This window comes from Pseudomonas triclosanedens (assembly GCF_026686735.1).
In the GTDB taxonomy this organism is placed as follows: Bacteria; Pseudomonadota; Gammaproteobacteria; order Pseudomonadales; family Pseudomonadaceae; genus Pseudomonas; species Pseudomonas triclosanedens.
The window spans coordinates 3,184,386-3,209,251 of sequence record NZ_CP113432.1 but is presented as its reverse complement, the minus strand read 5'-3'; the positions used below and the strand labels follow the sequence as shown (position 1 = coordinate 3,209,251).

General features: G+C 65.0%; 23 protein-coding genes. All 23 read left to right on the top strand.

What is annotated here, in order from left to right; translation table 11 throughout:
* Positions 1 to 273: 273 nt before the first annotated feature.
* On the top strand, positions 274 to 531 hold the full coding sequence (locus OU419_RS14800) for a phenol hydroxylase subunit (protein WP_254476347.1): 258 nt from the start codon (positions 274 to 276) through the stop codon (positions 529 to 531).
* 55 nt (positions 532 to 586) lie between these two features.
* A complete protein-coding gene (locus tag OU419_RS14795; protein ID WP_254476349.1) occupies positions 587 to 1,582 on the top strand; it encodes an aromatic/alkene monooxygenase hydroxylase subunit beta in 996 nt (331 codons plus the stop codon).
* Positions 1,579 to 1,848: an MmoB/DmpM family protein gene (locus OU419_RS14790; RefSeq protein ID WP_254476350.1), complete on the top strand. Its 270-nt coding sequence runs from the start codon at positions 1,579 to 1,581 to the stop codon at positions 1,846 to 1,848. The genes OU419_RS14795 and OU419_RS14790 overlap by 4 nt, the downstream gene beginning before the upstream one ends.
* Positions 1,849 to 1,880: 32 nt before the next feature.
* On the top strand, positions 1,881 to 3,395 hold the full coding sequence (locus tag OU419_RS14785; RefSeq protein WP_254476351.1) for an aromatic/alkene/methane monooxygenase hydroxylase/oxygenase subunit alpha: 1,515 nt from the start codon (positions 1,881 to 1,883) through the stop codon (positions 3,393 to 3,395).
* Between the two features lie 58 nt (positions 3,396 to 3,453).
* A complete protein-coding gene (locus OU419_RS14780; RefSeq protein WP_254476352.1) occupies positions 3,454 to 3,813 on the top strand; it encodes a phenol hydroxylase subunit P4 in 360 nt (119 codons plus the stop codon).
* 11 nt (positions 3,814 to 3,824) lie between these two features.
* A complete protein-coding gene (locus OU419_RS14775) occupies positions 3,825 to 4,886 on the top strand; it encodes an NADH:ubiquinone reductase (Na(+)-transporting) subunit F (protein ID WP_254476354.1) in 1,062 nt (353 codons plus the stop codon).
* Between the two features lie 78 nt (positions 4,887 to 4,964).
* Positions 4,965 to 5,864 carry a SphA family protein gene (locus OU419_RS14770; RefSeq protein WP_254476356.1) on the top strand — a complete coding sequence of 300 codons (900 nt, stop codon included), beginning with the start codon at positions 4,965 to 4,967 and terminating at the stop codon, positions 5,862 to 5,864.
* Positions 5,865 to 6,338: 474 nt separating this feature from the next.
* Positions 6,339 to 7,667 (top strand): MFS transporter, encoded by a 1,329-nt coding sequence (locus tag OU419_RS14765; RefSeq protein WP_254476358.1) that lies wholly within the window; start codon positions 6,339 to 6,341, stop codon positions 7,665 to 7,667.
* Between the two features lie 12 nt (positions 7,668 to 7,679).
* Positions 7,680 to 8,453, top strand: a complete 774-nt coding sequence (locus tag OU419_RS14760) for a 1,6-dihydroxycyclohexa-2,4-diene-1-carboxylate dehydrogenase (RefSeq protein WP_254476359.1) — start codon at positions 7,680 to 7,682, stop codon at positions 8,451 to 8,453.
* 181 nt (positions 8,454 to 8,634) lie between these two features.
* Positions 8,635 to 9,471, top strand: coding sequence for a PhzF family phenazine biosynthesis protein (locus OU419_RS14755; RefSeq protein ID WP_254476361.1), 837 nt, complete (start codon positions 8,635 to 8,637; stop codon positions 9,469 to 9,471).
* A 496-nt stretch (positions 9,472 to 9,967) separates the two neighbouring features.
* Complete coding sequence (mhpB, locus tag OU419_RS14750; RefSeq protein ID WP_254476363.1) at positions 9,968 to 10,912, top strand: 3-carboxyethylcatechol 2,3-dioxygenase; 945 nt, start codon at positions 9,968 to 9,970, stop codon at positions 10,910 to 10,912.
* 15 nt (positions 10,913 to 10,927) lie between these two features.
* Positions 10,928 to 11,788: an alpha/beta fold hydrolase gene (locus tag OU419_RS14745; protein WP_254476365.1), complete on the top strand. Its 861-nt coding sequence runs from the start codon at positions 10,928 to 10,930 to the stop codon at positions 11,786 to 11,788.
* A gap of 13 nt (positions 11,789 to 11,801) precedes the next feature.
* Positions 11,802 to 12,623 (top strand): 2-keto-4-pentenoate hydratase, encoded by an 822-nt coding sequence (gene mhpD, locus OU419_RS14740; protein WP_254476367.1) that lies wholly within the window; start codon positions 11,802 to 11,804, stop codon positions 12,621 to 12,623.
* An 11-nt stretch (positions 12,624 to 12,634) separates the two neighbouring features.
* Positions 12,635 to 13,567, top strand: coding sequence for an acetaldehyde dehydrogenase (acetylating) (locus OU419_RS14735; RefSeq protein ID WP_254476369.1), 933 nt, complete (start codon positions 12,635 to 12,637; stop codon positions 13,565 to 13,567).
* On the top strand, positions 13,564 to 14,574 hold the full coding sequence (gene mhpE, locus OU419_RS14730) for a 4-hydroxy-2-oxovalerate aldolase (RefSeq protein WP_254476371.1): 1,011 nt from the start codon (positions 13,564 to 13,566) through the stop codon (positions 14,572 to 14,574). Before OU419_RS14735 ends, mhpE begins: the two co-directional genes overlap by 4 nt.
* A 246-nt stretch (positions 14,575 to 14,820) precedes the next feature.
* Positions 14,821 to 15,264 carry a GlcG/HbpS family heme-binding protein gene (locus tag OU419_RS14725; RefSeq protein ID WP_254476373.1) on the top strand — a complete coding sequence of 148 codons (444 nt, stop codon included), beginning with the start codon at positions 14,821 to 14,823 and terminating at the stop codon, positions 15,262 to 15,264.
* Between the two features lie 121 nt (positions 15,265 to 15,385).
* Positions 15,386 to 16,435, top strand: a complete 1,050-nt coding sequence (locus tag OU419_RS14720; RefSeq protein ID WP_254476375.1) for a WD40/YVTN/BNR-like repeat-containing protein — start codon at positions 15,386 to 15,388, stop codon at positions 16,433 to 16,435.
* 34 nt (positions 16,436 to 16,469) lie between these two features.
* Positions 16,470 to 18,842, top strand: a complete 2,373-nt coding sequence (locus OU419_RS14715; protein ID WP_254476377.1) for an efflux RND transporter permease subunit — start codon at positions 16,470 to 16,472, stop codon at positions 18,840 to 18,842.
* A gap of 61 nt (positions 18,843 to 18,903) precedes the next feature.
* Positions 18,904 to 20,502 (top strand): DUF1302 family protein, encoded by a 1,599-nt coding sequence (locus OU419_RS14710; protein WP_254476378.1) that lies wholly within the window; start codon positions 18,904 to 18,906, stop codon positions 20,500 to 20,502.
* A 20-nt stretch (positions 20,503 to 20,522) separates the two neighbouring features.
* The gene (locus tag OU419_RS14705) at positions 20,523 to 21,785 is read left to right on the top strand and encodes a DUF1329 domain-containing protein (RefSeq protein ID WP_254476380.1); all 1,263 of its coding nucleotides are present in this window, start codon (positions 20,523 to 20,525) and stop codon (positions 21,783 to 21,785) included.
* A 59-nt stretch (positions 21,786 to 21,844) separates the two neighbouring features.
* Positions 21,845 to 22,951: an alcohol dehydrogenase catalytic domain-containing protein gene (locus OU419_RS14700; protein ID WP_254476382.1), complete on the top strand. Its 1,107-nt coding sequence runs from the start codon at positions 21,845 to 21,847 to the stop codon at positions 22,949 to 22,951.
* Between the two features lie 10 nt (positions 22,952 to 22,961).
* A complete protein-coding gene (locus OU419_RS14695) occupies positions 22,962 to 23,501 on the top strand; it encodes a cupin domain-containing protein (RefSeq protein WP_254476384.1) in 540 nt (179 codons plus the stop codon).
* Positions 23,502 to 23,767: 266 nt separating this feature from the next.
* Positions 23,768 to 24,763 (top strand): AraC family transcriptional regulator, encoded by a 996-nt coding sequence (locus tag OU419_RS14690; RefSeq protein WP_254476386.1) that lies wholly within the window; start codon positions 23,768 to 23,770, stop codon positions 24,761 to 24,763.
* Positions 24,764 to 24,866: the final 103 nt, after the last annotated feature.

Sequence of the window (24,866 nt, the reverse complement as noted above, 5' to 3'; positions counted from 1 at the left end):
GTTCTCTCTTCTTTCTAAGCCGCCTGAAAGCCGGGGAAAAGTCAATCGGGCAGCGCATTGCGCATTTGCTTCAGCAGCTGTCGGACGATTGAGCAAATGATCAATCCGGGCCGCGCGGGTAGCTCGCACGCTGGTCGCTGACGATCTTTCACCGGGCCTGTGATCTTCCGATAAATCTTTATAAATCAATTAGATGAATTTTGTTCGGGCGACTTTTCCCGCGCCTGGCACAGCCGTTGCTCTGGCCCTTGCGAGCCCACCGGAGCATGTCCCATGACCTCAGCGACCACCCCCTTCGAGCAGATGCCGCGCTACGTCCGCGTACGCAGCGAGCCGGATGCCACTTTCGTCGAGTTCGACTTCGCCATCGGCTATCCGGACCTGTTCGTCGAGCTGGTCCTGCCGCGTGCAGCCTTCGCCAGCTTCTGCGAAAGCAACCGGGTCCGCCACATGGACGCGACGATGGCCGCCGCCGTCGACGCCGACATGGAGAAGTGGCGCTACGGCGAGAGCCGCGGCCAGGACGACTGACGCCGGCACCCGCTGTCCATCGCTTTCCCACAACAACAAGTACAGGACGCCTTGCATGAGTATCGAGATCAAGACGGCCACGGTCGAGCCGATCCGCCAGACCTTCAGCCATACCCGCCGGCGCTTCGGCGACAAGCCTGCCAGCCGCTACCAGGAAGCCAGCTTCGACATCGAGGCGGCCGCCAACTTCCACTACCGCCCGCTGTGGCAGCCGGACAAGCTGCTCAATGACCCCACCCGCACCGCTGTACACATGGCTGACTGGTACACCGTCAGCGATCCGCGCCAGTACTACTACGGCGCCTACGTCCAGGCCCGTGCACGGATGCAGGAGAACGCCGAGCACGACTTCGCCTTCTGCGAAAGGCGTGAGTTGCTGGCGCAAGTGCCCGCGCAAAAGCGTGCGCTGATCGCCCGGCTTCTGTTGCCACTGCGCCATGCCGAACTGGGCGCCAACATGAATAACAGCGGCATCGCCGCCGATGCCTTCGGCACCAGCGTCACCCAGATGCACATGTTCCAGGCCATGGACCGCCTGGCCATCGCCCAGTACCTGTCGCGCATCGGCCTGCTGCTGGAAGACGACGGCCTGGCGCTGCTGGCTGAGGCCAAGCAGCGCTGGCTGCACGACACGGCCTGGCAAGGCGTGCGCCGCTACGTCGAGGACACCCTGGTGGTGCGCGACTGGTTCGAGCTGAGCCTGGCGCAGAACCTGGTGAGCGATGGCTTGCTGTACCCGCTGCTGTTCGAGCGCTTCGACGCCCAACTGGTCGCCGAGGGGGCAGGGCAGGTGGGCATGCTCACCGAGTTCATGCGCCTGTGGTTCAGCGAGAGCCAGCGCTGGGTCGACGCCCTGGTCAAGACCGTGGCCGCCGAGAGCGAGCACAACCGCCAGTTGATCGATGGCTGGCTCACCCAATGGCGCGCTCGCGCCCTGGAGGCCCTGGCGCCGTTGGCGGAAGTCGGGCCCGGGCGCGAGGCCCTCGACGCCATCGACAACGCCTTCAGCGCGCGCCTGAAGAAACTCGGCCTGAGCGGAGCTGCCCCATGACTTCCCTCGTCTACATCGCCTTCCAGGACAACGACGCCGCCCGCTACATCGTCGAGGCAATCGTCCAGGACAACCCCCACGCCGAGGTCCAGCACCAGCCGGCGATGATCCGCGTGCAGGCCGAAGGCCGCCTGGATATCCACCGCGCCACGGTGGAGGAAAAGATCGGCCGCGAATGGGACGTGCAGGAAATGCTGATCGACGTCATCACCCTGGGCGGCAACGTCGAGGAAGACGAAGACCGCTTCGCCCTGCACTGGAACTGATCCGCACAACGACAAGAATCCGGAGATCGAGCATGGCCGCCAAACGCCTGAACCAGAAAGACAAGTACCGCTGCATGACCCGCGACCTGGGCTGGGAGCCGAGCTACCAGAGCAAGGAAGACATCTACCCCTACGAGCGCTTCGAGGGCATCAGGATCACCGACTGGGACAAGTGGGAAGACCCCTTCCGCCTGACCATGGATGCCTACTGGAAGTACCAGGCCGAGAAGGAGAAGAAGCTCTACGCGATCTTCGATGCCTTCGCCCAGAACAACGGCCACCAGAACATCTCCGACGCCCGCTATGTCAACGCGCTGAAGCTCTTCCTGTGCGGCGTCACCCCCCTGGAATACCAGGCCTACCAGGGCTTCGCGCGGGTCGGCCGGCACTTCGGCGGCGCCGGCGCGCGGGTTGCCTGCCAGATGCAGGCGATCGATGAGCTGCGTCACGTGCAGACTCAGGTTCACGCGATGAGCCACTACAACAAGCATTTCAACGGCCTGCACGACTTTGCCCACATGCACGACCGCGTGTGGTTCCTCTCGGTGCCCAAGTCGTTCTTCGAGGATGCGCGTACCGCCGGCCCGTTCGAGTTCCTCACGGCCATCTCGTTCTCCTTCGAGTACGTGCTGACCAACCTGCTCTTCGTGCCCTTCATGTCCGGTGCGGCCTTCAACGGCGACATGGCCACAGTCACTTTCGGCTTTTCGGCGCAGTCCGACGAAGCCCGGCATATGACCCTGGGCCTGGAGGTGATCAAGTTCCTGCTGGAGCAGCACGAGGACAACGTGCCCATCGTCCAGCGCTGGATCGACAAGTGGTTCTGGCGCGGCTACCGCCTGCTGACACTGGTCGGGATGATGATGGACTACATGCTGCCGAACAAAGTCATGTCCTGGGCCGAGGCCTGGGAGGTGTACTTCGAGCAGGCCGGCGGCGCGCTGTTCAAGGACCTGGAGCGCTACGGCATCCGCCCGCCGAAATACGTCGAGCAGACCAGCATCGGCAAGGAGCACATCAGCCACCAGGCCTGGTCGATCTTCTACCAGTACAGCCAGGCCACCAACTTCCACACCTGGATTCCTACCGACGAAGAGCTGGACTGGCTCTCGGCCAAGTACCCGGACACCTTCGACCAGTACTACCGCCCGCGCTACGAGCACTGGCGCGAGCTGCAGGCGCGCGGCGAGCGCTTCTACAACCCGACGCTGCCGATGCTCTGCCAGATCTGCCAGATCCCCCTGGCATTCACCGAGCCGGACGACCCGACGACCCTGAGCCACCGCAGCGTGCTGCATGAGGGCGAGCGCTATCACTTCTGCTCCGACGGCTGTTGCGACATCTTCACTCACGAGCCTGAAAAGTACGTGCAGGCCTGGCTGCCGGTGCATCAGATCCTGCAGGGAAACTGCGGCGGCGGCGACGTCGAGGCAGTGGTGCGCGACTACTACAACATCGCTCCCGGACAGGACAATTTCGAGTATCAGGGCTCCCCCGAACAGCAGCGCTGGCAGGACCTGCAGGGCGCCGCGCGCAAGACCGGCTGAACCGCGGCGGGCGCGCAGGCCGCGTCCCGCTTCCGACAAGAACAAGAGGAATATCGTCATGCCCGTGACCGCCATCGGTAGCTATACCGCCCAACCCCTGGACCGCCAGGCCAACTTCCACGGTGCGCAACTGGTCTACCTGTGCTGGGAGAACCATCTGCTGTTCTGCGCGCCCTTCACCTTGCCGGTGAACCCGGCCCAGCCCTTTGCCGAGTTCGTCGAGCAGGTGGTCAAGCCGGCCATCTCGCTGCACCCGGATGCCGCGCAGGTCGACTTCGCCGCGGCCCGGTGGCGCCTCGATGAACAGCCGTTCACGCCCGATCCGGCACGCGGCCTGAGCGACAACGGCGTTACCCACAAGAGCCTGCTGCACCTTCACACCCCGGGCCTCGAAGGCCTGGGCGGCAGCCGCAACTGAGGAGCGCCGCCATGAGCTATCAAGTCACCATCGAACCCACTGGCGAACAGATCGAGGTGGAAGAGGGCCAGACCATCCTCCAGGCCGCCCTGCGCCAGGGTGTCTGGCTGCCCTTCGCCTGCGGCCACGGCACCTGCGCCACCTGCAAGTGCCAGGTGCTCGAAGGCGAGGTCGACCTCGGTGCGGCCTCGTCCTTTGCGCTGATGGACATGGAGCGCGACGAGGGCAAGGTTCTCGCCTGTTGCGCCATTCCGCGGAGCGACCTGGTGATCGAGGCCGATATCGATGTCGATGCGGATTTCGCCGGCCACCCGGTGGAGGACTATCGCGCCGTGGTCACCCGCCTGGTGGAACTGTCGCCGACCATTCGCGGCGTGCATCTGAAGCTCGACCGGCCGATGGCCTTCCAGGCTGGCCAGTACGTCAACCTGCAGCTACCAGGCATCGAGGGCACGCGGGCATTCTCCCTGGCCAATTCGCCAGACCGCCCGGACGAGGTGGAACTGCACGTGCGCCTGGTGGAAGGCGGCGTTGCCACCGCGCACATCCACCAGCGGTTGCAGGTGGGGGACTCGTTGGAACTCTCCGGCCCCTACGGCCAGTTCTTCGTGCGCGGCTCGCAGCCCGGCGACCTGATCTTCATTGCCGGCGGCTCGGGGCTCTCCAGCCCGCAGTCGATGATCCTCGACCTACTGGCGCGCGGCGATACGCGGCGCATCACGCTGTTCCAGGGGGCGCGCAACCGCGCCGAGCTGTACAACCGTGAGCTGTTCGAGGAACTGGCCGCCCGGCACGACAACTTCACCTACGTGCCGGCCCTAAGCCAGGCCGCCACGGATGAGCTGTGGGATGGCTATCGCGGTTACGTACATGATGCCGCCCGACACCATTTCGATGGCCGCTTCAGCGGGCACAAGGCCTACCTGTGCGGGCCGCCGCCGATGATCGACGCCGCCGTCACCTGCCTGATGCAGGGCCGCCTGTTCGAGCGCGACATCTTCATGGAGCGTTTCTACAGCGCTGCCGATGGAGCTGGCGAAGGCCAGCGCTCGGCGCTGTTCAAGCGCATCTGAATCCGCACCATCCGGCACCCTGCCTTGCGCGGGGGGCCGGCGTGCACCCGACCGATAACAACAACAAAGGTTGACCCGATGAATCCCACCCTTGCGAACCTGTTCCGCCTCGCCGCCTGCGTCACGCTGTTCGGCGCTGCCAACCTGTCCCATGCCACCGAGGGCGGTGGCACCTCTTATCCACTGGGCGCGGAGAACTACATGTCCGGGGCGATGCCGCCGCCGGGTTTCTACGGTCAGGTGTTCGTCAATCACTACGAGGCCGACAACCTGCGCGGTAACGACGGCCGCAAGCTGCCGGTGGACTTCAGCGTGCGCGCCAACGCCATCGTTCCGCGGCTGATCTGGGTCAGCGACCACAACCTGCTGGGCGGCAGCCTTGCCTTGCACGCCATCGTACCGCTGGTGGACGTGAAGGTGCAGCTCAACGGCCAGTCGCAGCACAACCGCGGGTTGGGCGACGTGATCTTCGGTCCGGCCCTGGGTTTCCACCACAACGACAACTTTCACAGCATTCTGGCCTTCGACATGATCGCTCCCACCGGCCGCTACGATAAGGACGACCTGGCCAACCCCGGCCGCAACTACTGGGTGTTCGAGCCGGTATACGCCATGACCTACGTAGACCCCGCCGGGCTCAATGCCGACGCCAAGGTGATGTACGACTTCAACCGCAAGAACCCCGACACCGATTACCGCTCGGGGCAGGAGTTCCACGTGGACTACGCGGTGGGCTGGGGCTTCGGCAACGGTTGGGTGGCAGGCCTGGGCGGCTACTACTACCGGCAGACCACGGATGACCGCCAGGACGGCGAACGCATCGAGGACAACAAGGGGCGCAGCTTCGCCATCGGCCCGTCGATCAAGTACAGCGGCGAGCAGGGCTGGTTCGTCACCGCCAAGTGGTCAAAGGAAACCGAAGTGCGCAACCGTGCTCAAGGCGATGCGTACTGGCTGAAATTGACAGTACCCTTCTGACGCATCGATTGCCCATCGTCGCTTTTGCGATGGATATTGTTAATGGACTCCGTTGCTCTGGTGGCCTGCGCCGCCAGAGCAAGAGTACCGGCCACGTCCAGGTCAGCCGTGCAGATAGAGGGGCTCGGTTCGTTTGCGAAGGAGCACCGGGATCCATTGACTATGGCCCCGCCAACGAGCGTCCGCACAGCCGGAAGCGATGTCTGCTACCGGCCCGGAACGGAGGTCATCCACACCCAATCCCCACACGCTCTCCCGCTCATGAGGAACGGAATCACTCCGGCCCATTTCTGTTACGAGAAGTTTTCGCCAGCGCGAATTGAGGCCAACTATGGCTTGCATACCCTCTGGGTATGCAGGCATGCGGACAAAGTATTTTTCCTCTGCGTCGCCTCGCTCTAGCCTCCCGGCTGGGCCCTGGCTGGGCCGGCATAAAAATAATGAGCGCGGCATCGCCCGCGCAGCGGAGATCCTATGAGCCAAACCTGCAACATACCTGACGTGATAGATCACGCCGCCTTGAGTTCCTTCCAGTGGCGCGTTTTCGCGCTGTGTTTCCTGGTCGCCATCTTCGATGGCTTCGATACCCAGGCCATTGCCTACACCGGTCCGGCGATCATCGAGGCCCTGCAGCTCTCCACCAGCGGCCTGGCGCCGATTCTCAGTGCCGGCATCGTCGGCATGGCCCTGGGCGCCATGACGCTGGGGTTGTTCGGCGACCGCTTCGGCCGCCGCCCCACGGTGATGGGGGCGGTCGCGCTGTTCGCACTGGCCACGCTGGCGACGGCCTTCGCCACCAACGCCGAGCAGATCCTCGTGTTGCGCTTCCTCGCCGGCCTCGGCATGGGCGGTGCCACGCCCGTACTGCTGGCGCTCGCCTCCGAATACGGTCCGGCGCGCCTGCGCGGTGCCATCGTCACCGGCATCCTGCTGGGCTTGCCGGCGGGCGCCATGCTCGGCGGGCTGCTCGCCGCCCAGGTCATGCCGCTGATTGGCTGGCAGGGTATTTTCCTCGCTGGCGGGGTGCTGCCTTTGGTGCTGCTGGTAGGGCTGTACTTCGCGCTGCCGGAGTCGCTGCAGTTCCTCGCCAGCCGTTCGGGCGAGACGGAGCAGGTGCGCCGCATTCTCGCCCGCATCAGCTCGCGGCCGCTCGCCGAAGACGTGCGTTTCAGCGTGCCGGAGGCCGCCACCCGCACCAGCGTACGCGCCCTGTTCGGACCAGGGCTGGCGCGCAATACCCTCGCCGTCTGGCTGACCTACCTGTTCAATTGGGTGGCCTGGTTCATGTTCCTCTCCTGGCTGCCCACCGTGCTAAAGACCGCCGGGCTGCCGGTGGAGCAGGCGCCGCTGGGTACGGTGACGGTCAATGCGGTGTTCATCCTCTGCGCCATTCCGCTGTCGATCCTGCTGCCGCGGCTGAACACCCGCAACGTGCTGCTCGGCCTGTTCACTCTCGGCGTGCTGGTCAGCCTCGGCCTGTCGCTGAGCGGCGATAACTGGGCGCTGGTGTTCCTGCTAGTGGGCGCGGCGGGCCTGGGAATCGGTGGGCAGCAGATCGCCCTCAACTACCTGGTGGTTTCCGCATACCCGACCAGCCTGCGCGCTACCGCTACCGGATGGGCCATCGGCCTGGGCCGGGTGGGCGCCATCATTGGTTCGGCCCTGGGCGGAACCTTTCTCGAATGGGGCGGCGTCGGCGGTTTCTACCTGGCGCTAGCCGTCCCCCTGCTGCTGGCGCTGGTCGCCGTGGCCCTCATTCGTGGCAGCGAGAAGCCTTCGGGCGGGCTCGTGGCCGCACACTGACAGGAGAACGTCATGTCCCGTTTCGACAACAAGGTTGCCCTCGTCACCGGCGCCGCCCAGGGTATCGGCCGGCGCGTCGCCGAGCGGCTGGTGGAGGAGGGCGCGGCGGTCATCGCCGTGGATCGCTCCGAGATCGTCCACGAGTTGCAGGACGACCTCGGCCAGCGCGGCGAGGTGCTCACCCTGACCGCCGACCTGGAGCGCTTCGCCGAGTGCCAGCGCGTGGTGGACGAGTCCCTGCGACGCTTCGGCCGCCTCGACATCCTGGTCAACAACGTCGGCGGCACCATCTGGGCAAAGCCCTTCGAGCACTACGCCGAGGAGGAGATCGAGGCCGAGGTTCGCCGCTCGCTGTTCCCGACGCTGTGGTGTTGCCGCGCCGCGCTGGTGCCGATGCTGGAGCAGGGGGCGGGTGCCATCGTCAATGTCTCGTCCATCGCCACCCGCGGGGTGAATCGCGTGCCCTACGGCGCGGCGAAGGGTGGGGTGAATGCGCTGACCGCCTGCCTGGCCTTCGAGACCGCCGAGCGCGGTGTGCGGGTCAACGCCACCGCGCCGGGCGGCACCGAGGCGCCGCCCCGGCGCATTCCGCGCAATGCGGCGCAGCAGAGCGAGCAGGAGAAGGTCTGGTACCAGCAGATCGTCGACCAGACCATCGACAGCAGCCTGATGAAGCGCTACGGCAGCATCGACGAGCAGGTTGGCGCGATCCTCTTCCTCGCCTCCGACGAGGCCAGCTACATCACCGGTGTGACCCTGCCGGTGGGTGGTGGGGATCTCGGTTAATCTTCATCTCGACGTATCGAATGCGATCGGCCAGGCGGATGAGCTGCAAACGCCCGCATCTGGCCGATCGCTGCCTGCTCTTGCGGTATCGTGGCCTGAGTACCCTTCCATTGTCTGCGCGTAGCGACTAGCCTCGCCCTCCAGTTGGCGATGGTCAGCCGATAGCTATCCAGGAAATCTGATGCCGCTTTATTTGCAATTCGAACAGGTCGATGTATTTGCCGAACGTCCTCACGAGGGAAATGCGCTGGCCGTAGTAGTGGGGGCCGACGAGCTTACAACCGGGCAGATGCAGGCGTTTGCCCGTTGGACTCAACTTAGTGAGACCACTTTTATTCTGAAGCCTGAAGCGCCAGAGGCGCATTACCGCGTACGCATCTTTACCCCGCTTCGGGAGCTGCCCTTCGCCGGGCACCCTACTCTAGGGAGCTGCGAGGTATGGCTGAAACAGCAAGACCACCGCGATCACATCGAGATCATTCAGGAGTGTCCGGCTGGATTGATTCGTGTACGCAAGCAGGGCCGGTACTTGGCTTTCTCCGCTCCACCGCTGCTGCGCAGCGGTCCGTTGGACGCAATGACGCTGCACCAGATCGAGCAGGGGCTCGGTCTTTCTGCCGGGCAGATACTGGCGAGCCAATGGGTAGACAACGGTCCTGGCTGGGCGGGAGTGCTGCTTGCCAGTCGTGATGAAGTCCTGGCTATCAAACCCAACTACGCCGCACTGCAGGGGCTGAATGTCGGTGTCATTGCTCCTTGGCCAGGACCCGAGGCAGAAGCGGATGTGGAAGTCAGAACTTTCATGGGAGAGGAATGCAATGAGGATCCGGTCACGGGAAGTCTCAATGCAGGTCTGGCTCAGTGGTTGATTGGCGCAGGCATCCTTCGTGATCGTTACATGGTCAGCCAGGGCACGGTCATAGGGCGACGCGGCCGGTTACAGATCGAAGACATCGACGGGACAATCTGGGTGGGTGGAGAAGTGCAGCACTGTATTTCGGGAAGGGCTGTCTTCTGACGAGCCGGACGAACTGTAAAGGCGAGGGCGAGCGGTCGGCTTGCCCAACCGGGCGTCTGCCTGTGAGCGATTGCAGCCCTTAGTCACCGGCGCCTAGCGGGGGCTTGAGCTTAGTTCCCTTTATCGGTTGCTCCCTCCAGCGCACTTCCGGCAGTCGGTATTGGCTATCGGTGAGCGCCAGTTGCCGCGCCGAAACGGACCTTCAGCGGCGACGTCCCACGGATTGACTCAGATCCTGGCGTTTTTCGGATAACGCCGTGGTTCACGGGAGCGCCGCGTATCTCGCTGGCTTCTAGGATCGGCTCGTCTGCTGCCACCAGCGCCCGATCGACCGCATTGGTGCATATCACCTGGGCTGATCCTTCATGCCGGGCGGGTGGCGGCTGGATATCAGTCACCCGATCCGGAGTTGATTCGCCATGCAAGCCTGTACCCGTTCTGCCTGGTTCCCGACAGTTGCCGTGGGCGCTGATCTGCCTGTTATCGAGGCGTCGTTGTGAGCGCCTACTTGCACTGCCTCTCGCATACCCCCCTGCTGGGCTACGTCGATCCGGCGGACGAGGTCCTGGCTGAGGTCGACGAGGCGCTCGCTGCTGCCCGCGCGCGCATCGCAGCGTTCGACCCGGAACTGGTCATCCTGTTTGCTCCGGACCATTACAACGGCTTCTTCTATGACGTGATGCCATCCTTCTGTATCGGCATGGCCGCGCAGGCCATCGGCGACTTCCACAGCCTGGCGGGGCCGCTCGACGTGCCGCGCGAAGCCGCCGAGGCGTTCGCCAAGGCGGTGCTGGAGGATGGCGTGGATGTGGCGGTGTCCTACCGTATGCAAGTCGATCACGGCTTTGCCCAGCCGCTGGAGCTGTTGTTGGGCGGGCTAGATACCAAGCCGGTCATTCCAGTTTTCATCAACGGCGTGGCAGTGCCATTGCCGAGTTTCGAGCGCGCTCGCCGGCTCGGCGAGGCGATCGGACGCTGCGCGCAGTCCAGCGGCAAACGTGTTCTGTTCCTCGGCTCCGGTGGGCTTTCGCACCAGCCGCCGGTGCCGGAGCTGGCCAAGGTGGACGCCCGCATGGCTGATCGCCTGTTGGGCAGCGGACGCCAGCTACCGGCGGACGAGCGCCAGGCGCGCCAACAGCGGGTGATCAATGCCGCCGAAGGTTTCGTCGCCGACCCGGGCAGCCTGCACCCGCTCAACCCCGCCTGGGACAACCACTTTCTCGACCTTCTTGAGCAGCGCCGCTTCGCCGAGCTCGACCGGATGAGCAACGACGAACTCTCCGTGTTGGCCGGCAAGTCGACCCACGAGGTGAAGACCTGGGTTGCTGCCTTCGCCGCGTTATCCACCTTTGGTCCGTACCGGGCCAGCGAGCGTTACTACCGGCCGATTCCCGAATGGATCGCCGGTTTCGGCTCGCTCTCCGCCCACTCTCTTGCCTGACTTGCAGGACCTGCCATGACCCTCGAAATCAGCGAATCCACCACTAGCCGCTTCGCCCGCATCCGCGAAGGCGAACTGGATCTGCAACTGCATTACAACGACCTCGGCGAGGGCGCCGAGACTGTAGTGATGCTGCATGGCTCCGGCCCCGGCGCCAGTGGCTGGGCCAACTTCAGCCGGCACCTTGAGCCGCTGCTGAACGCCGGTTACCGCGTGCTGCTGGTCGACTGCCCCGGCTGGAGCAAAAGTGATCCCATCGTCTGCCGCGGCTCGCGCTCGGACCTCAACGCCACAGCGCTGAAGGGCCTGCTCGACGTGCTGGGGCTGGAGCGCGTGCACATTCTCGGCAATTCCATGGGCGGCCACAGCGCTGTGGCCTTCGCGCTGGCCCATCCGCAGCGCGTCGGCAAGCTGGTTCTGATGGGCGGCGGTACCGGCGGCGCCAGCGCTTTCGCGCCAATGCCCACCGAAGGCATCAAGCTGCTCAATGGCCTGTACCGCGAACCCACCATCGACAACCTGAAGAAGATGATGAACGTCTTCGTCTTCGACGCGAGCGCACTGACCGAAGAACTGTTCCAGGCCCGCCTGGACAACATGCTCGCTCGCCGCGACCACCTGGAGAACTTCGTAGCCAGCCTGGCCGCCAACCCCAGGCAGTTTCCCGACTTCAGCCCGCGCCTGCACGAAATCCAGGCGCCCAGCCTGATCGTCTGGGGCCGCAACGACCGCTTCGTGCCAATGGACGCCGGCCTGCGCCTGCTCGCCGGCCTGCCGAACTCGTCGCTACACGTGTTCAACAACTGCGGTCACTGGGCGCAGTGGGAACACGCGGAACCCTTCAACCGCCTGGTGCTGGATTTCCTCCAGCACTGATCCGAGGTGCCCCATGACCCTTTCCTCCAACACCCTCGAACGGCTGGCCGCCGACCTGCGTAGCGCCGAAGCTCAAGGTGCAGCCATTGCCCCGTTGCGTGAGACCATCGGCGTACAGGACGGCGAGGCCGCCTATGCCATCCAGCGCCTCAATGTCGAGCATTGGCAGGCGCAGGGCCGACGCGTCGTCGGTCGCAAGATCGGCCTGACCAATCCCAAGGTGCAGGCGCAACTGGGCGTGAACCAGCCCGACTTCGGCACCCTGTTTGCCGACATGTGCTACGGCGACAACCAGGGCATCGCCATCGAAGGCATCCTGCAGCCGCGCATCGAGGCGGAGATCGCCCTGGTGCTGGGGCGGGAACTGCCGCAGGTCGACACTACCTTCGACGAACTGTGCGCGGCCATCGACTGGGTCCTGCCGGCGCTGGAGGTGGTGGGAAGCCGTATCCGCGATTGGGATATCCGCTACGTCGATACCGTTGCCGACAACGCTTCCTGCGGTGCCTACGTGCTGGGCGGACCGGCGCGCCGCCTGGACGGCCTGGACCTGCTCGACTGCGGCATGCGCATGACGCTGAACGGCCAGGAAGTCTCCAGTGGACGGGGACGCGAATGTCTCGGTCATCCGCTCAACGCCGCCGTCTGGCTGGCGCGCAAGATGGCCTCGCTCGGCACGCCGCTGCTTGCCGGCGACCTCATCCTTACCGGCGCGCTCGGGCCGATGGTGGCGGTGAAGGCGGGCGACCGCTTCGAGGCGGAAATCGAGGGAATCGGCCGCGTCTGCACGCATTTCTACCGTTCCGCGTCCGACACCAACTTTCTCCCGACCTGAGTGGACCGAGCATGAACTCCAAACGCAAAGCCGCGATCATCGGCTCCGGCAACATCGGCACCGACCTGATGATCAAGATCCTGCGCAACGCGCAGCATGTGGAAATGGCCGCCATGGTCGGTATCGACCCGGCCTCCGACGGTCTGGCCCGCGCAGCACGACTGGGCGTCGCCACTACCCATGAAGGCGTCGAGGGTCTGACCCGCCTGCCGATCTTCAACGAGATCGACTTCGTCTTCGATGCCACCTCCGCCGGCGCCCACGTGAAGAACGATGCGTTCCTTCGGGGCCACAAGCCCAACCTTCGCGTGATCGACCTGACCCCGGCCGCAATCGGTCCGTATTGCGTGCCGGTGGTCAACCTGGAGCGGAACCTCGACCAGCTCAACGTAAACATGGTGACCTGCGGTGGACAGGCGACCATTCCGATGGTTGCTGCGGTTTCGCGCGTCGCGAAGGTCCATTACGCCGAGATCGTTGCGTCCATCGCGAGCAAGTCGGCCGGCCCGGGCACTCGCGCCAATATCGACGAGTTCACCGAGACCACCTCGAAGGCCATTGAAGTCATCGGAGGTGCGGCCAGGGGCAAGGCGATCATCATCATGAACCCGGCGGAGCCGCCGCTGATCATGCGCGACACCGTCTACGTCCTGTCCGAAGCTGTCGACCGGGCGCAGGTGGAGGCGAGCATCGAGGAGATGGCCGCTGCGGTGCAGGCCTACGTGCCGGGCTATCGCCTGAAGCAGAAGGTGCAATTCGACGAGGTCCGCGACCTCAACATCCCCGGCCACGGCCGTTTCTACGGCCTGAAGACTTCGGTGTTCCTCGAAGTCGAAGGCGCTGCCCATTACCTGCCGGCCTACGCCGGCAACCTCGACATCATGACCTCCGCCGCGCTGGCCACCGCCGAGCGCATGGCCCAGGCGATGGGAGCTTCGGCATGAGCAAGAAACTCTATATCTCCGACGTGACCCTGCGCGATGGCATGCACGCGATCCGCCACCAGTATTCGCTGGAGGATGTGCGTGCCATTGCCACCGCCCTCGACCTCGCCAGGGTGGATTCCATCGAGGTAGCCCACGGCGATGGTTTGCAGGGCTCGAGTTTCAACTACGGCTTCGGTGCGCACACCGACCTGGAGTGGATCGAAGCTGCCGCCGATGTGGTGAAGCACGCGAAGATCGCCACGCTGCTGCTGCCAGGGATCGGCACCATCCATGACCTGAAGGCCGCGTACGACGCTGGCGCTCGCGTGGTCCGCGTGGCGACCCATTGCACCGAAGCGGATGTCTCCAGGCAGCACATCGAATACGCCCGCGACCTCGGCATGGACACCGTGGGCTTCCTGATGATGAGCCACATGCAGACCCCGGAAGGGCTCGCAGGCCAGGCCAGGCTGATGGAAAGCTACGGCGCCACCTGTATCTATGTCGTCGACTCGGGTGGGGCGATGAACATGGACGACATTCGCGCGCGCTTCCGCGCCGTGAAGGCCGTGCTCAAGCCGGAAACCGAAACCGGCATTCACGCCCATCACAACCTGAGCCTCGGCGTTGCCAACTCAATTGCCGCGGTGGAGGAGGGCTGCGACCGCATCGATGCCAGCCTCGCCGGCATGGGCGCCGGTGCCGGCAACGCGCCGCTGGAAGTATTCATCGCCGCCGCCGACAAGCTCGGCTGGAACCACGGCACTGACCTCTACGCGTTGATGGACGCTGCCGACGACCTGGTGCGTCCGCTGCAGGATCGTCCGGTGCGGGTCGATCGCGAGACGCTCGCGCTGGGCTATGCCGGCGTCTATTCGAGCTTCCTGCGCCATGCCGAAGTGGCCTCCTCCAAGTACGGCATCAAGGCCGTCGACATCCTGGTCGAGCTGGGCAAGCGCCGCATGGTCGGCGGCCAGGAGGACATGATTGTCGATGTCGCCCTGGACCTGCTCGCCAGGCGCTAGTGGCAGCTTCGCAGGGCTTCTCGCGTCCGCGCGAATGATGGATGGCGGTGTCGACTCTGCGTGTCGTCGTCGAGCGCGGCGATACGGCTCCAGCGCGGATGGACCCGGCCGACGAAAGCTGTGCACCGCATGGCGATGTGATCGACGCTGCTCCTCGGAACGGTCCACGCAGCCGTTTCGCTCCGCTGGCCGGCCCCTGCGTGGGCCGGCCTTTTTTTCGTTCCTCTCGCCAGAGAAGGAGTTCACATGCTGTTGGATCGCAAGAGTCTGTCTTTGCAACTGGCCATGGAAGCCAGCCAGGCCGCGCTGGACCGGGCCCGGGAACTGGGTATCCGCGTCAGCATCGCGGTGTGCGACGCCGGTGGCCACCTCATCCATCTGGCGCACATGGACGGGGTGCCTGCGCACACACGCGAGATCGCCATCGACAAGGCCTACACCAGCGCCTGCTTCGGCTTTTCCACCAGCCTCTGGGCCGCGCGCCTGGACGGCATGTCGCGGATGGTTCTGGAGGGGCTGGCCAGCCGGCCGCGGATGATCCTCTTTGGCGGCGGTGTGCCGGTACTGGTGGATGGTTGCGCCGTGGGAGCGGTAGGGGTGTCCGGCGGCAGCGAGCTGGAAGACGTGGTATGCGCCGAGGCCGGCGTCCAGCAGGTGGTCGACCGCCTGGGCGTCGACGCTCGCGGGTGATTGTTGCAGGCAAGGGATAAGCCCGGCAGTAGCGGGATAGCTGCGCACCGGGCTCCCTCCCTAGAGTTGAGCTGCCTTCAGTCGTCGGTTACCGGGGCGACACCAACGTGCGGACTCAATCATGAACAAGCCTGTCACCCCATTCCCAAGCGCCTCGCCAAGGGTCGCACGGCTGCGCCCGACGCAGCGCGCGGCCAACCTGGCAGCCTCGGTTGCGCCTTGGGCGATCATCGCCGGCCTGCTCTGGGCCGGTCTTTTCATCAAGCCCCAGCCGGTGGGTGCCAGCGTTGCGCCACCGCTGCTGGAGCGCCGTGACCATCTCTACGGCCTGGCCCGCCTGCCTGATGGCGGCGTACTGGCCTGCGGCTCCAATGGCAAAATCCTCGCCATCACCGCCGCCGGTGAAATCCAGCGTCAGGCCACCCCGGCGCGCGAGACCCTGCAGGACATCGTCATGCTCGACGAGCGCCACGCGGTGGCGGTGGGCAACGACAACCTGATCCTCTACAGCGACGACGCCGGCCGCCATTGGCACAAGGCCGACCAGGTGCCTCGTTCGGAGGTGGCCAACAAACTCACTCGGGTGCGCGCGGGGCGAGGCGGCCTGGTCATCGCGACCGGCGAAATGGGCGCGCTGCTGGCCAGCCGCGATTACGGCCGCACCTGGCAGCGCCTGCGCAGCGAGGAGGATGTGGCCTGGAACGACGTTGCCATCCTCGACGACGGTGTGCTGCTGGTGGTGGGCGAATTCGGCCGCATCCTGCGCAGCGCAGACGCTGGCGTCACCTGGGAGGAGACGGCGGCGCCGGTGGCCAGCTCGCTGATGGCGGTGAGTTTCCGCGACACCAGCCACGGCGTGGCAGTGGGGCTGGACGGAGTGCTGTTGTCCAGCCAGGACGGCGGCCGCCAGTGGCAGGCGGTGAACCTGAACATGCACGACCACCTGCTCGACGTGTTGTGGAACCCCCAGAGCCAGCAGTGGTTCGCGGTCGGCACCCTGGGCCGCTGGGCCAGTGGCGGTGCCGATGCAGCCCAATGGCGCAGCGGCGTGCTCGGTGAGCGTGCAATGGCGTGGCACACCCGCGCTCTGGACGACGGCGCCGACTACTGGCTGGCCGGCGCCGACATTGGCCGCTGGAACGGCCAGCACTGGTCACCGCTGAATCCCTGAGACCTGCCCGACGCCTTCCTGCGAGTAACTCGAAATGATCGAACGCATCGCCGCTTTCTGTATTCGCCAGCGCCACTGGGTGGTGGCTGTCATCGCCGTGCTGACCACGCTGCTGGCCTGGTTCGCCCTGCACATCGAAGTGCGCACGGTGTTCGAGGACATGCTGCCCTCGCGCCACGAATACGTGCGCACCCACGAGAAGTTCAAGGACACCTTCGGCGGCTCGAACATGGTCACCATCATGTTCGAGGTCGACCAGGGTGACATCTTCCGCCCCGAGGTGCTGGACAAGGTTCGCCGCGTCACCCTCGGCCTGCGTGAGGTGGCGGCGGTCAACCAGTACCAGATCACCTCCCTGGCGTCGAAGAAGCTCAAGGAGGTACGCGCATCCACTGCCGGCATCGAGAGCCGCCCGCTGATGTGGCCGGAGGTGCCGGCAAATGCCGGGCAGCTATCCGAGCTCAAGCAAGCGGTGCTGCGCAACCCGCTGGTCTACGGGCCCTATGTATCCAAGGACTTGCAGGCGACGCTGATCACAGTCGACTTCAACGACCGGCAGATCGACTATGCCAAGGTCTTCACGCAGGTGAAGGCGCTGCTGGCCCAGGTGCAGGGTGACAGCGTGCAGGTGCGCGTGGTCGGCGATCCGATCCTCTACGGCTGGGTCAATCATTACCTGCCCGAGACCCTGCACCTCGTGCTCTATGCCCTGGCGGTGACCCTGGCCATGCTCTTCGTACTGCTGCGCACCTGGCGCGGCGTGGTGCTGCCACTGCTGGCAGGGCTGGTCAGCGCGGTCTGGGCGCTGGGTATCTGCCATCTGCTGGGGATCAGCTTCGAGCCGTTGGTGATCGTGGTCGCGATGCTCATCACCTCGCGGGCGGTGTCGCACTCGGTACAGATCGTCAACCGCTTCGACGACGAGCTGCCGCTGCTGCCACCGGGCGCCGGACTGTCCCGCGATGCGGCGCGCATCGCCCTGGCCGACCTGTTCCGCCCCGGCATGCTCGGGGTGATTGCCGACGCCGCGTGCATGGCGGTGGTGGCGTTGAGCCCGATCCCCATGCTGCAGAAGCTCACCGTGCTGTCGGTGGTGTGGGTCTGCACCCTGACCATCAGTGCAGTCATCCTCACTCCGGTGCTGCTGTCGTACATCCGCCGCCCGCATGGCGTGGCCCATCCGCTGGACTGCCAACCGCTGCTGCGCAAGCTGCTCGACCTGTGCGTGCGGGTAACCCTGTCGCGCGGCCGCTACTACGTGCTCGGCGGCGCCGCGCTGGTGGTGCTGGCCGCCGGTCTGTACTCGCTGAACCTGAAGATCGGCGACGCCAATCCCGGTTCGCCGATCCTCTGGCCGCAAGCTGACTACAACCGCGACGCCGCCGCGATCAACGCGCGCTTCGAAGGCGTCGACCGGATGTTCGTGGTGATCGGCCAGGATGGCCATCAGGGTTACGTGAAGAGCAACGAGGCGCTGCAGTCGATGAGCCAGTTCCAGCGCTTCATCGAGGCGCAACCGGAGATTGGCGGCTCGCAGTCCATTGCCGATGTGCTGCCGCAGGTCAACGCCAGCCTGCGCGAGGGCAACCCACGCTACCTGGAGCTGGGCGCGAGCGCCGACCTGAACGGCAGCCTGATGGCCATGCTCGATTCGGTGTCCGAGCCTGGCGATATGGATCGTTTCACCGATGCTCACTACGCCAACGGCGCGGTGACCCTGATGTTCCGCGACCGCCAGGGCGAGACCATCCGCACCGCCGTCGCGCGGATCAAGGACTTCATCGCCGCGCATCCGCTGCGCGAGGGCCACTGGCAGCTCGCCGGCGGGGTGATCGGGGTGATGGCGGCGGTCAACGAAATAATCCTCTCCAGCCAGATCGAGGCCATCGCCCTGGCGCTGCTGGTGCTGGCCGTGATCTGCATCGTCGTGTACCGCTCCAGCGTGGCCGGCATGGTGTTCATGGTGCCGGTGATCATTTCCAACATGCTGACCTTCGCCTTCATGACCTGGAAGGGCATCGGCATGAACATCAATACGGTGCCGGTGGCGGCGCTGGGGATCGGCCTGGGGGTGGATTACGCCTTCTATATCGCCGACCGCGTCAAGGAAGAGATCGCCATCGGCAGCACCCCCGAGCAGGCCATCCGCAAGGCGCTGCATTCCGCCGGGATGGGGGTGGTGGTCACCGCGAGCGTGCTGATCCTCAGCACCTTGCTGTGGTGGGTGTCATCGCTGCGCTTCCAGGCCGAGATGGGGCTGCTGATGGCCATCTGGCTGGGAGTCTCGGCGACCTCGGCGCTCTTCGTCATGCCTTCGCTGCTCTACGTGTTCCGCCCGCGCTTCGTTTTCGGCGAGGCCTCCCGCGCCTATGCCGTGACCGTCCATGCCGGGCCCCAGCTGTCGTGACGCGATCCAATAACAACAAGAACCCTCGTCCCTCACTGCCTCCACCTCGGAGAGAACGCACATGAATCACCTGCACGGGGCATCCGGCCCGCAACGCCAACTGCTGTTCGGGATGCTCCCGGCCCTGGCCCTGGCTTCGCTCAGCAGCCCGGCGCCGGCCGACGACAGCTTCAAGCTCGATGGCTACCTGCGCGAGGAGCTGTCCTGGAACACCAAGAACTGGGAGGACACCCCCGGCTACAGCGACGGCGGCAAGCTGTCGATGGCGCGCAGCACAGTGCGCCTGAACATGGATTGGAAACCCACCGACGGTTTGCTGGTGGTGGCCAAGGCGCGTGCCTCCCGGGAGGTCAGGACCGACTTCCTCAAGCATCTGCGGAAGATGGGGGCGAACAACTACAACGATGGCGCCGAAGGCGACATCATGGACCTCTACGACACCGAGGAGCTGCGTGAACTGTACGTGGACTTCCCGGTCGGCGAGCGTTTCAGCTTCCGCCTGGGCAAGCAGCAGATAGCCTGGGGCGAGACTGACTTCTTCGTCGCCAACGACCTGGTGCATGGCTACGACAACACCTGGCGCAGCTTCCTCGAGCCGGCTTCGGAGGAACTGCGCAAGGGCAACATCATCGCCAAGATGAACATCGATGTGCCCGAGCTCGATGGCGGCCTGGAAACCTTCATCCGCCCTGGCTGGGATCGCAAGCAGGACATCGGCACCGAACTGGATGTATACGGCGGGCGCTGGGCCGGCCAGCCCAACTCCGGCGTCGACTTCCGCAACATCGATCCGTACAACTTCAAGAATGACGAGGGCGACTACCGCGACCCCACCGGCGGTATCCGTTGGAGTGGCCTGCTGGGCGACACCAACTATTCGCTGTCGTACCTGCGCACCTTCTACAACTCGCCGATCCTCAACGCCTCGGACAACCTGGCGCTGTTCGGCCTGCCCGACACGCCCTCGGGCGCCCGGACCCACGGCACCTCGCAGACCAAGGGCCTGGCCGGCGAAATCATCTACCCGATCGTGAATATCTTCGGCTTCACCGCCAGCCGCTACTCGGACATGACCGACGCGGTGTTCAGCACCGAGATGGCCTACATCAAGGACGCGCCGTACCAGATCCAACTGCCCACCTCGACGCTGCTCAGCCAGAACATCGCTCCCGGTTTCGACGGCTACACCCGCAAGGACGTACTGGCGATGATGCTGCGCATGGACAAGAACATCGCCGCCAGCCAGCAGTGGCTGGGCACCGAGAAGCCGATGTTCTTCTCCGTGCAGCTGTTCGACAAATGGGTACAGAACTTCGACAAGGATGACGGGCTGCTCTACAGCGTGGGTTGGGGTGGCAAGGTCAAGGAGCATTCGACTCTGCTGACCACCATCTTCGACCTCAGCTACGACAACGGGCGCATTCGCCCGAACCTGGTACTCGGCGCCGACCTGAGCAACGACGGCGGTTTCGCCGTGCCCTCGGTGACCTTCGAACTGAGCGCCAAGTGGCGCTGGAAGGTGGAGTACGACGCCTTCTGGGACGACGCCTCGCGCGACCCCGCGCAATGCACCGATCAGAGTCGCTGCGACAGCACCACGCTGTTCGGCTACTTCCATGACCGCGACCAGTTCTACACCAGCCTGACCTACATGTTCTGACCCCACCCGAGGAGAGTTCCATGAACCTATCCCGCTACGTTTCGCGCCAGGCCCTGGTGGCTGGTCTGTTTTCTGCCGCCGCGGTGCCCGGCTTTGCCGTGGCTGCCGAGGTGGCTCCCGGCACGGTCATTTCCGCTGCGAACCTCGATCAGGTGAAGAACGATACCTTCGAGGGCCACAAGATTGCCGACATGCTCACCGAGAAGATGGAGTGGCGCATCCGCAACAACGGCTGGAAACTGCCGCTGGCGCACTCCAGAGCGGTCCAGCTGGATCCGAAATGGGTCAAGGCTTCCGCGGCCAACGAGGGCAAGACCTCCATCGACAAGGGGAGCTGCAAGGTCAATGGCTGGGTCGCCGGCGAACCTTTCCCGAACATCGACCTGAAGGACCCGCAGGCCGCTGAAAAAGTTGTCTGGAACTGGCATCTCGGCCAACTGGTCGGCGATGTGTCGCGGGTGCCGCAGTACACCCAGGTGCTGATCGACGGCAAGTCCGGCATCCATGCCGAGCCTGTGGCCGAGTTCACCCGTTACACCATGAAGGGCCGCCTCAACGGCGAAGCGGTGGAGGGCGATGGCGTCGAGCGCGGGCGCCAGTTGCTGTACTTCAAGTCGCCGTCGGACATGAAGGGCCTGGGCACCTATACCGTCATGTATGACTCGGAAAAGGTCAACGACGTGTGGGCCTACCTGCCTGCGGTGCGCCGCGTGCGCCGGCTTTCCGGCGGCGCCTGGATGGACCCGATCGGCTCTTCCGACCAGTTGCAGGATGACCTCGACGGCTTCAACGCGCGGCCCTGCTGGTATCCCCAGTACAAGATGGTCGGCAAGCGCTGGGTACTGGCCGTGGCCCATAGCCGCCAGGGGCTATGGAACACCGCGGGCAAAACCCCCGCCGAGAAATATCCGGGCCTGGAAGCCCAGGCGCCGTACTGGAACCTGAACAACGACGACTTCGAGCCGCGTGAGGTCTATGTGATCGAGGCGGTCACTCCGCCGACCCACCCTTACAGCAAGAAAGTCCTCTACGTCGAAACCCAGTACCCGCGCATCCACTACGTGGAGATGTACGACCGCAAAGGCGAGTTCTGGAAGTTCATGGAACTGCATTCCTACCCGAACCAGACCGACGGTGACATCCGTACCGCCGGCACCGCCAACATCGATTTCCAGCGCAATCACGCCACGGTATCGCTGATCGACACCACGACCTGGCGTACCAACTTCGAGGCCAAGCCCAGCGACTTTTCCCTGCAGACCCTGCAATCCGCCGGTCGCTGATCGCGAGCCTTTCCACCATCGGGCGTTCCAACCCGACGTCCGCACCAGGAGTTCAGAAAATGACAACCATGACTGCCGCCCGCCTGCATGAAATCGGCGGAAAATTCAGCTTCGACCAGGTGGCATTGCCGCAGCCCGGCCCGCACGACGTGCTGGTCAAGGTGGCCACGTGCGGAGTGATCCCCAACCTGCTCAACGTCACCCGGCATTTCCCCGAGTGGTATCCGTTCCTGCCATTGCCGCACCTGCCGGCGATCTTCGGCCTTGATGCCGCCGGCACCGTCACCGCGGTGGGGGAGGCGGTGCGCGGCTTCTCGGTCGGCGACCGGGTCTACGTCAATCCCGGGCTGGGCTGCGGGCAGTGCCGCTTCTGCCGCCAGGGTGAAGCGGCGCGCTGCGACGCCTACACCTTCATGGGCTATTTCGGCTTCGGCGCCGGCTCCAGCGAGCTGTTCCGCCAGTATCCGTACGCCGGCTACGGCGAGTACCTGACGGCGCCGGCGAACAATCTCGTGCGCCTGCCGGACAGCCTGTCCTTCGCCCATGCCGCACGCCTGGGCTACCTGGGCACCGCTTATGCCGGGCTGAAGAAGGCCGCCCTGGGGCCGGGGCAGAGCCTGCTGGTGCTGGGCGCCTCGGGCATCCTCGGGGTTGGCGCGGCGCTGCTTGGCCTGGCCTTCGGTGCCACCCGCGTGCTGGTGGCGGCGCGTGACGAGGCGGCGCTGGAGAAACTTCGCCAGGTCGACCCGGCTCGCGTGGTGCCGATCCACATCGGTTCCGGCGACCTGCGCGAACAGATACTCGCGGCCCAGCCCGGCGGCGTCGACGCAATGATCGACACCCTCGGCGCCAAGGCCCCGGCCCAGCTTTCGGTGGATTCGATGCAGGCAGTCACCCGTGGCGGGCGAATCGTGCAGGTCGGCGGAGTGGCCGGGCCGATTCCCATCGACCCGCACCCGTTCATGTGCGCACAACTGCAGTACATCGGGTCGCTGTGGTTCAGCGTGGAGGAGGGCGAGGAACTGTCGCGCCTGCTCGGCGGCGGACTGGTCGACCTGTCGTTGCTGCAATCGCGCGCCTACCCGCTGGAACGTCTCAACGAGGCGCTGGAGGACATCCAGACCCAGGGCGATGGCTTCAGCAACTTCCACATCGTCCACGGCTGAGGATATGCCTATGCCGAGCACACGTGTTGTCACCGGGCATGACGCCCTTGGGCGGGCTCTGCTGGTCAGCGAGGGCGCCTTGCCCGGCACTGAGTCCTTCCAGCACTCTCCCGGCTTCTCCGCCGCTCTGGTCTGGCGCACCCGCGTCGGCGCCAGTGTCGGCGTCGACGGGCGCATTGGCGATTGTGCGCCGGGTTCGGTGTTGCCCGAACCCGGTGGCAGTTGCGCCCTGCTGGTGACGTTCCCGGCGCAGAGCAGCACTCTGGCCGCCGAGGTCGACGGCGCCGCCGCAGCCAACGAGCTTTGCGAGCGGCTGCCCGGCCTGGGCGAGCGCTTCGAGGCTGATGGCTTCCACAGCACCGACAGCATCGACTACGGTGTGGTGCTGGACGGAGAGATCTGGCTCGAACTGGATCACGGCCAGCTAGTGCACCTGCGCCAGGGCGACATCGTGGTGCAGGGTGGGACCCGCCACGCCTGGCGCAACCGTGGCGCGCAACCGGCGCGGCTGCTGTTCGTGCTCACTGGAGCAGTACGCAACGGAGCCTGAAGCCCATCCGTCAGCCACTGCAGACGGAGGCACGCTAGTTGCTTCGATCCACCGACGACCCGCAAGGGTTACAGCGCGCCGGGTGGACACACCCGGTTCAGAGAGGGCCGGCCCGCGCGGGCGGGCCGGCCCTCGATGTCCGAATGGGAGAAACGGAAACAGTCAAAGCCTTGCGTAGCACCTAGAACAACCATGATCCGCCGGCGCGCCGGACGGTCAGAGCCTACTGCCTACTCCATGAAGAATAACTAAAGGAGAGGAGCTACATGGAAAACCTGATTTTTTCAAACGCTACACCGGCGGACAGCGTGCTGTCCGACTACGAGCTTTGCCAGACCCCGAGTCTCGAGGAGGCTTGCCTGTGGGGCAAGCGGATATTCTGTGATAACCGTATCTACAGCCGTGATCAGCATTTCAAGGCGCACATCTATTACCGCCGGCTCGGCGGCGTCGGCATCGGCCGCATAGGTTATGGTGCCGATACCGTGATCGACGCCGGAGTGATGGAAGAGTTCGCGCTGATCCAGATGCCCATTCGTGGCCAGGAACTGGTCGAAAGCGGCGCACACCGGGTGCGCTGCACTCCTCGGCAGGGCGTGGTGATGAATGCCCACATGCGAACGCTGATCCACCACAGCGAGAATACCGAGAAACTGATTATCCGCGTCGATCGCGAACTCATCCGCCATCTATGCCAGCAGCATCTGGGGCGTACCCTGCGCAAGGAGATCGAGTTCAGTCCGGAGATGCCCCTGGACACCGCTCACGGCCGGCGTTGGATGCACATGGTGGGCTGGATGTACGACTGCCTGTCCGTCAATGAACAGGTGCCCCCATTGCTGCGCGCCCAACTGGAGCAGACTCTGGTTGGCATGCTGCTCACCTGCCAGCCACACAACTACAGCGCCGAGCTGTGCGAGGACGACAGCCCCTCGGTGGCACCGGCTTTCGTAAAACGCGTGGAGCGCTATATCGAGGAGCATGCCGACGCCCCCATCACCATCGGCGACCTGGCAGAGCAGGCCGGTGTCAGCAGCCGTTCGCTGTTCACCGGTTTCCGCCGCTACCGCAACACCACGCCAATGCACTACCTCAAGGAGGTCCGCCTTCGCCGGGTGCACGAGGAGTTGCGCCAGGCGCAGCCGTCCAGCGGCACCGTGACTGCCATTGCCTTCCGTTGGGGCTTCAGCCACCTGGGCCACTTCACCACGGACTACAAACGTCGTTTCGGCGAGAGTCCCTCGGAAACCCTGATGCGTTGAACGCAAGGCGCGGGTAGGGACGCCCGCTCCTTCGATTTTCCTGCGCTGACGGGATAAACCTTCGTCCCAGGGAGCGCCCGGCGCCCGGCTCCTTCCTAGCATC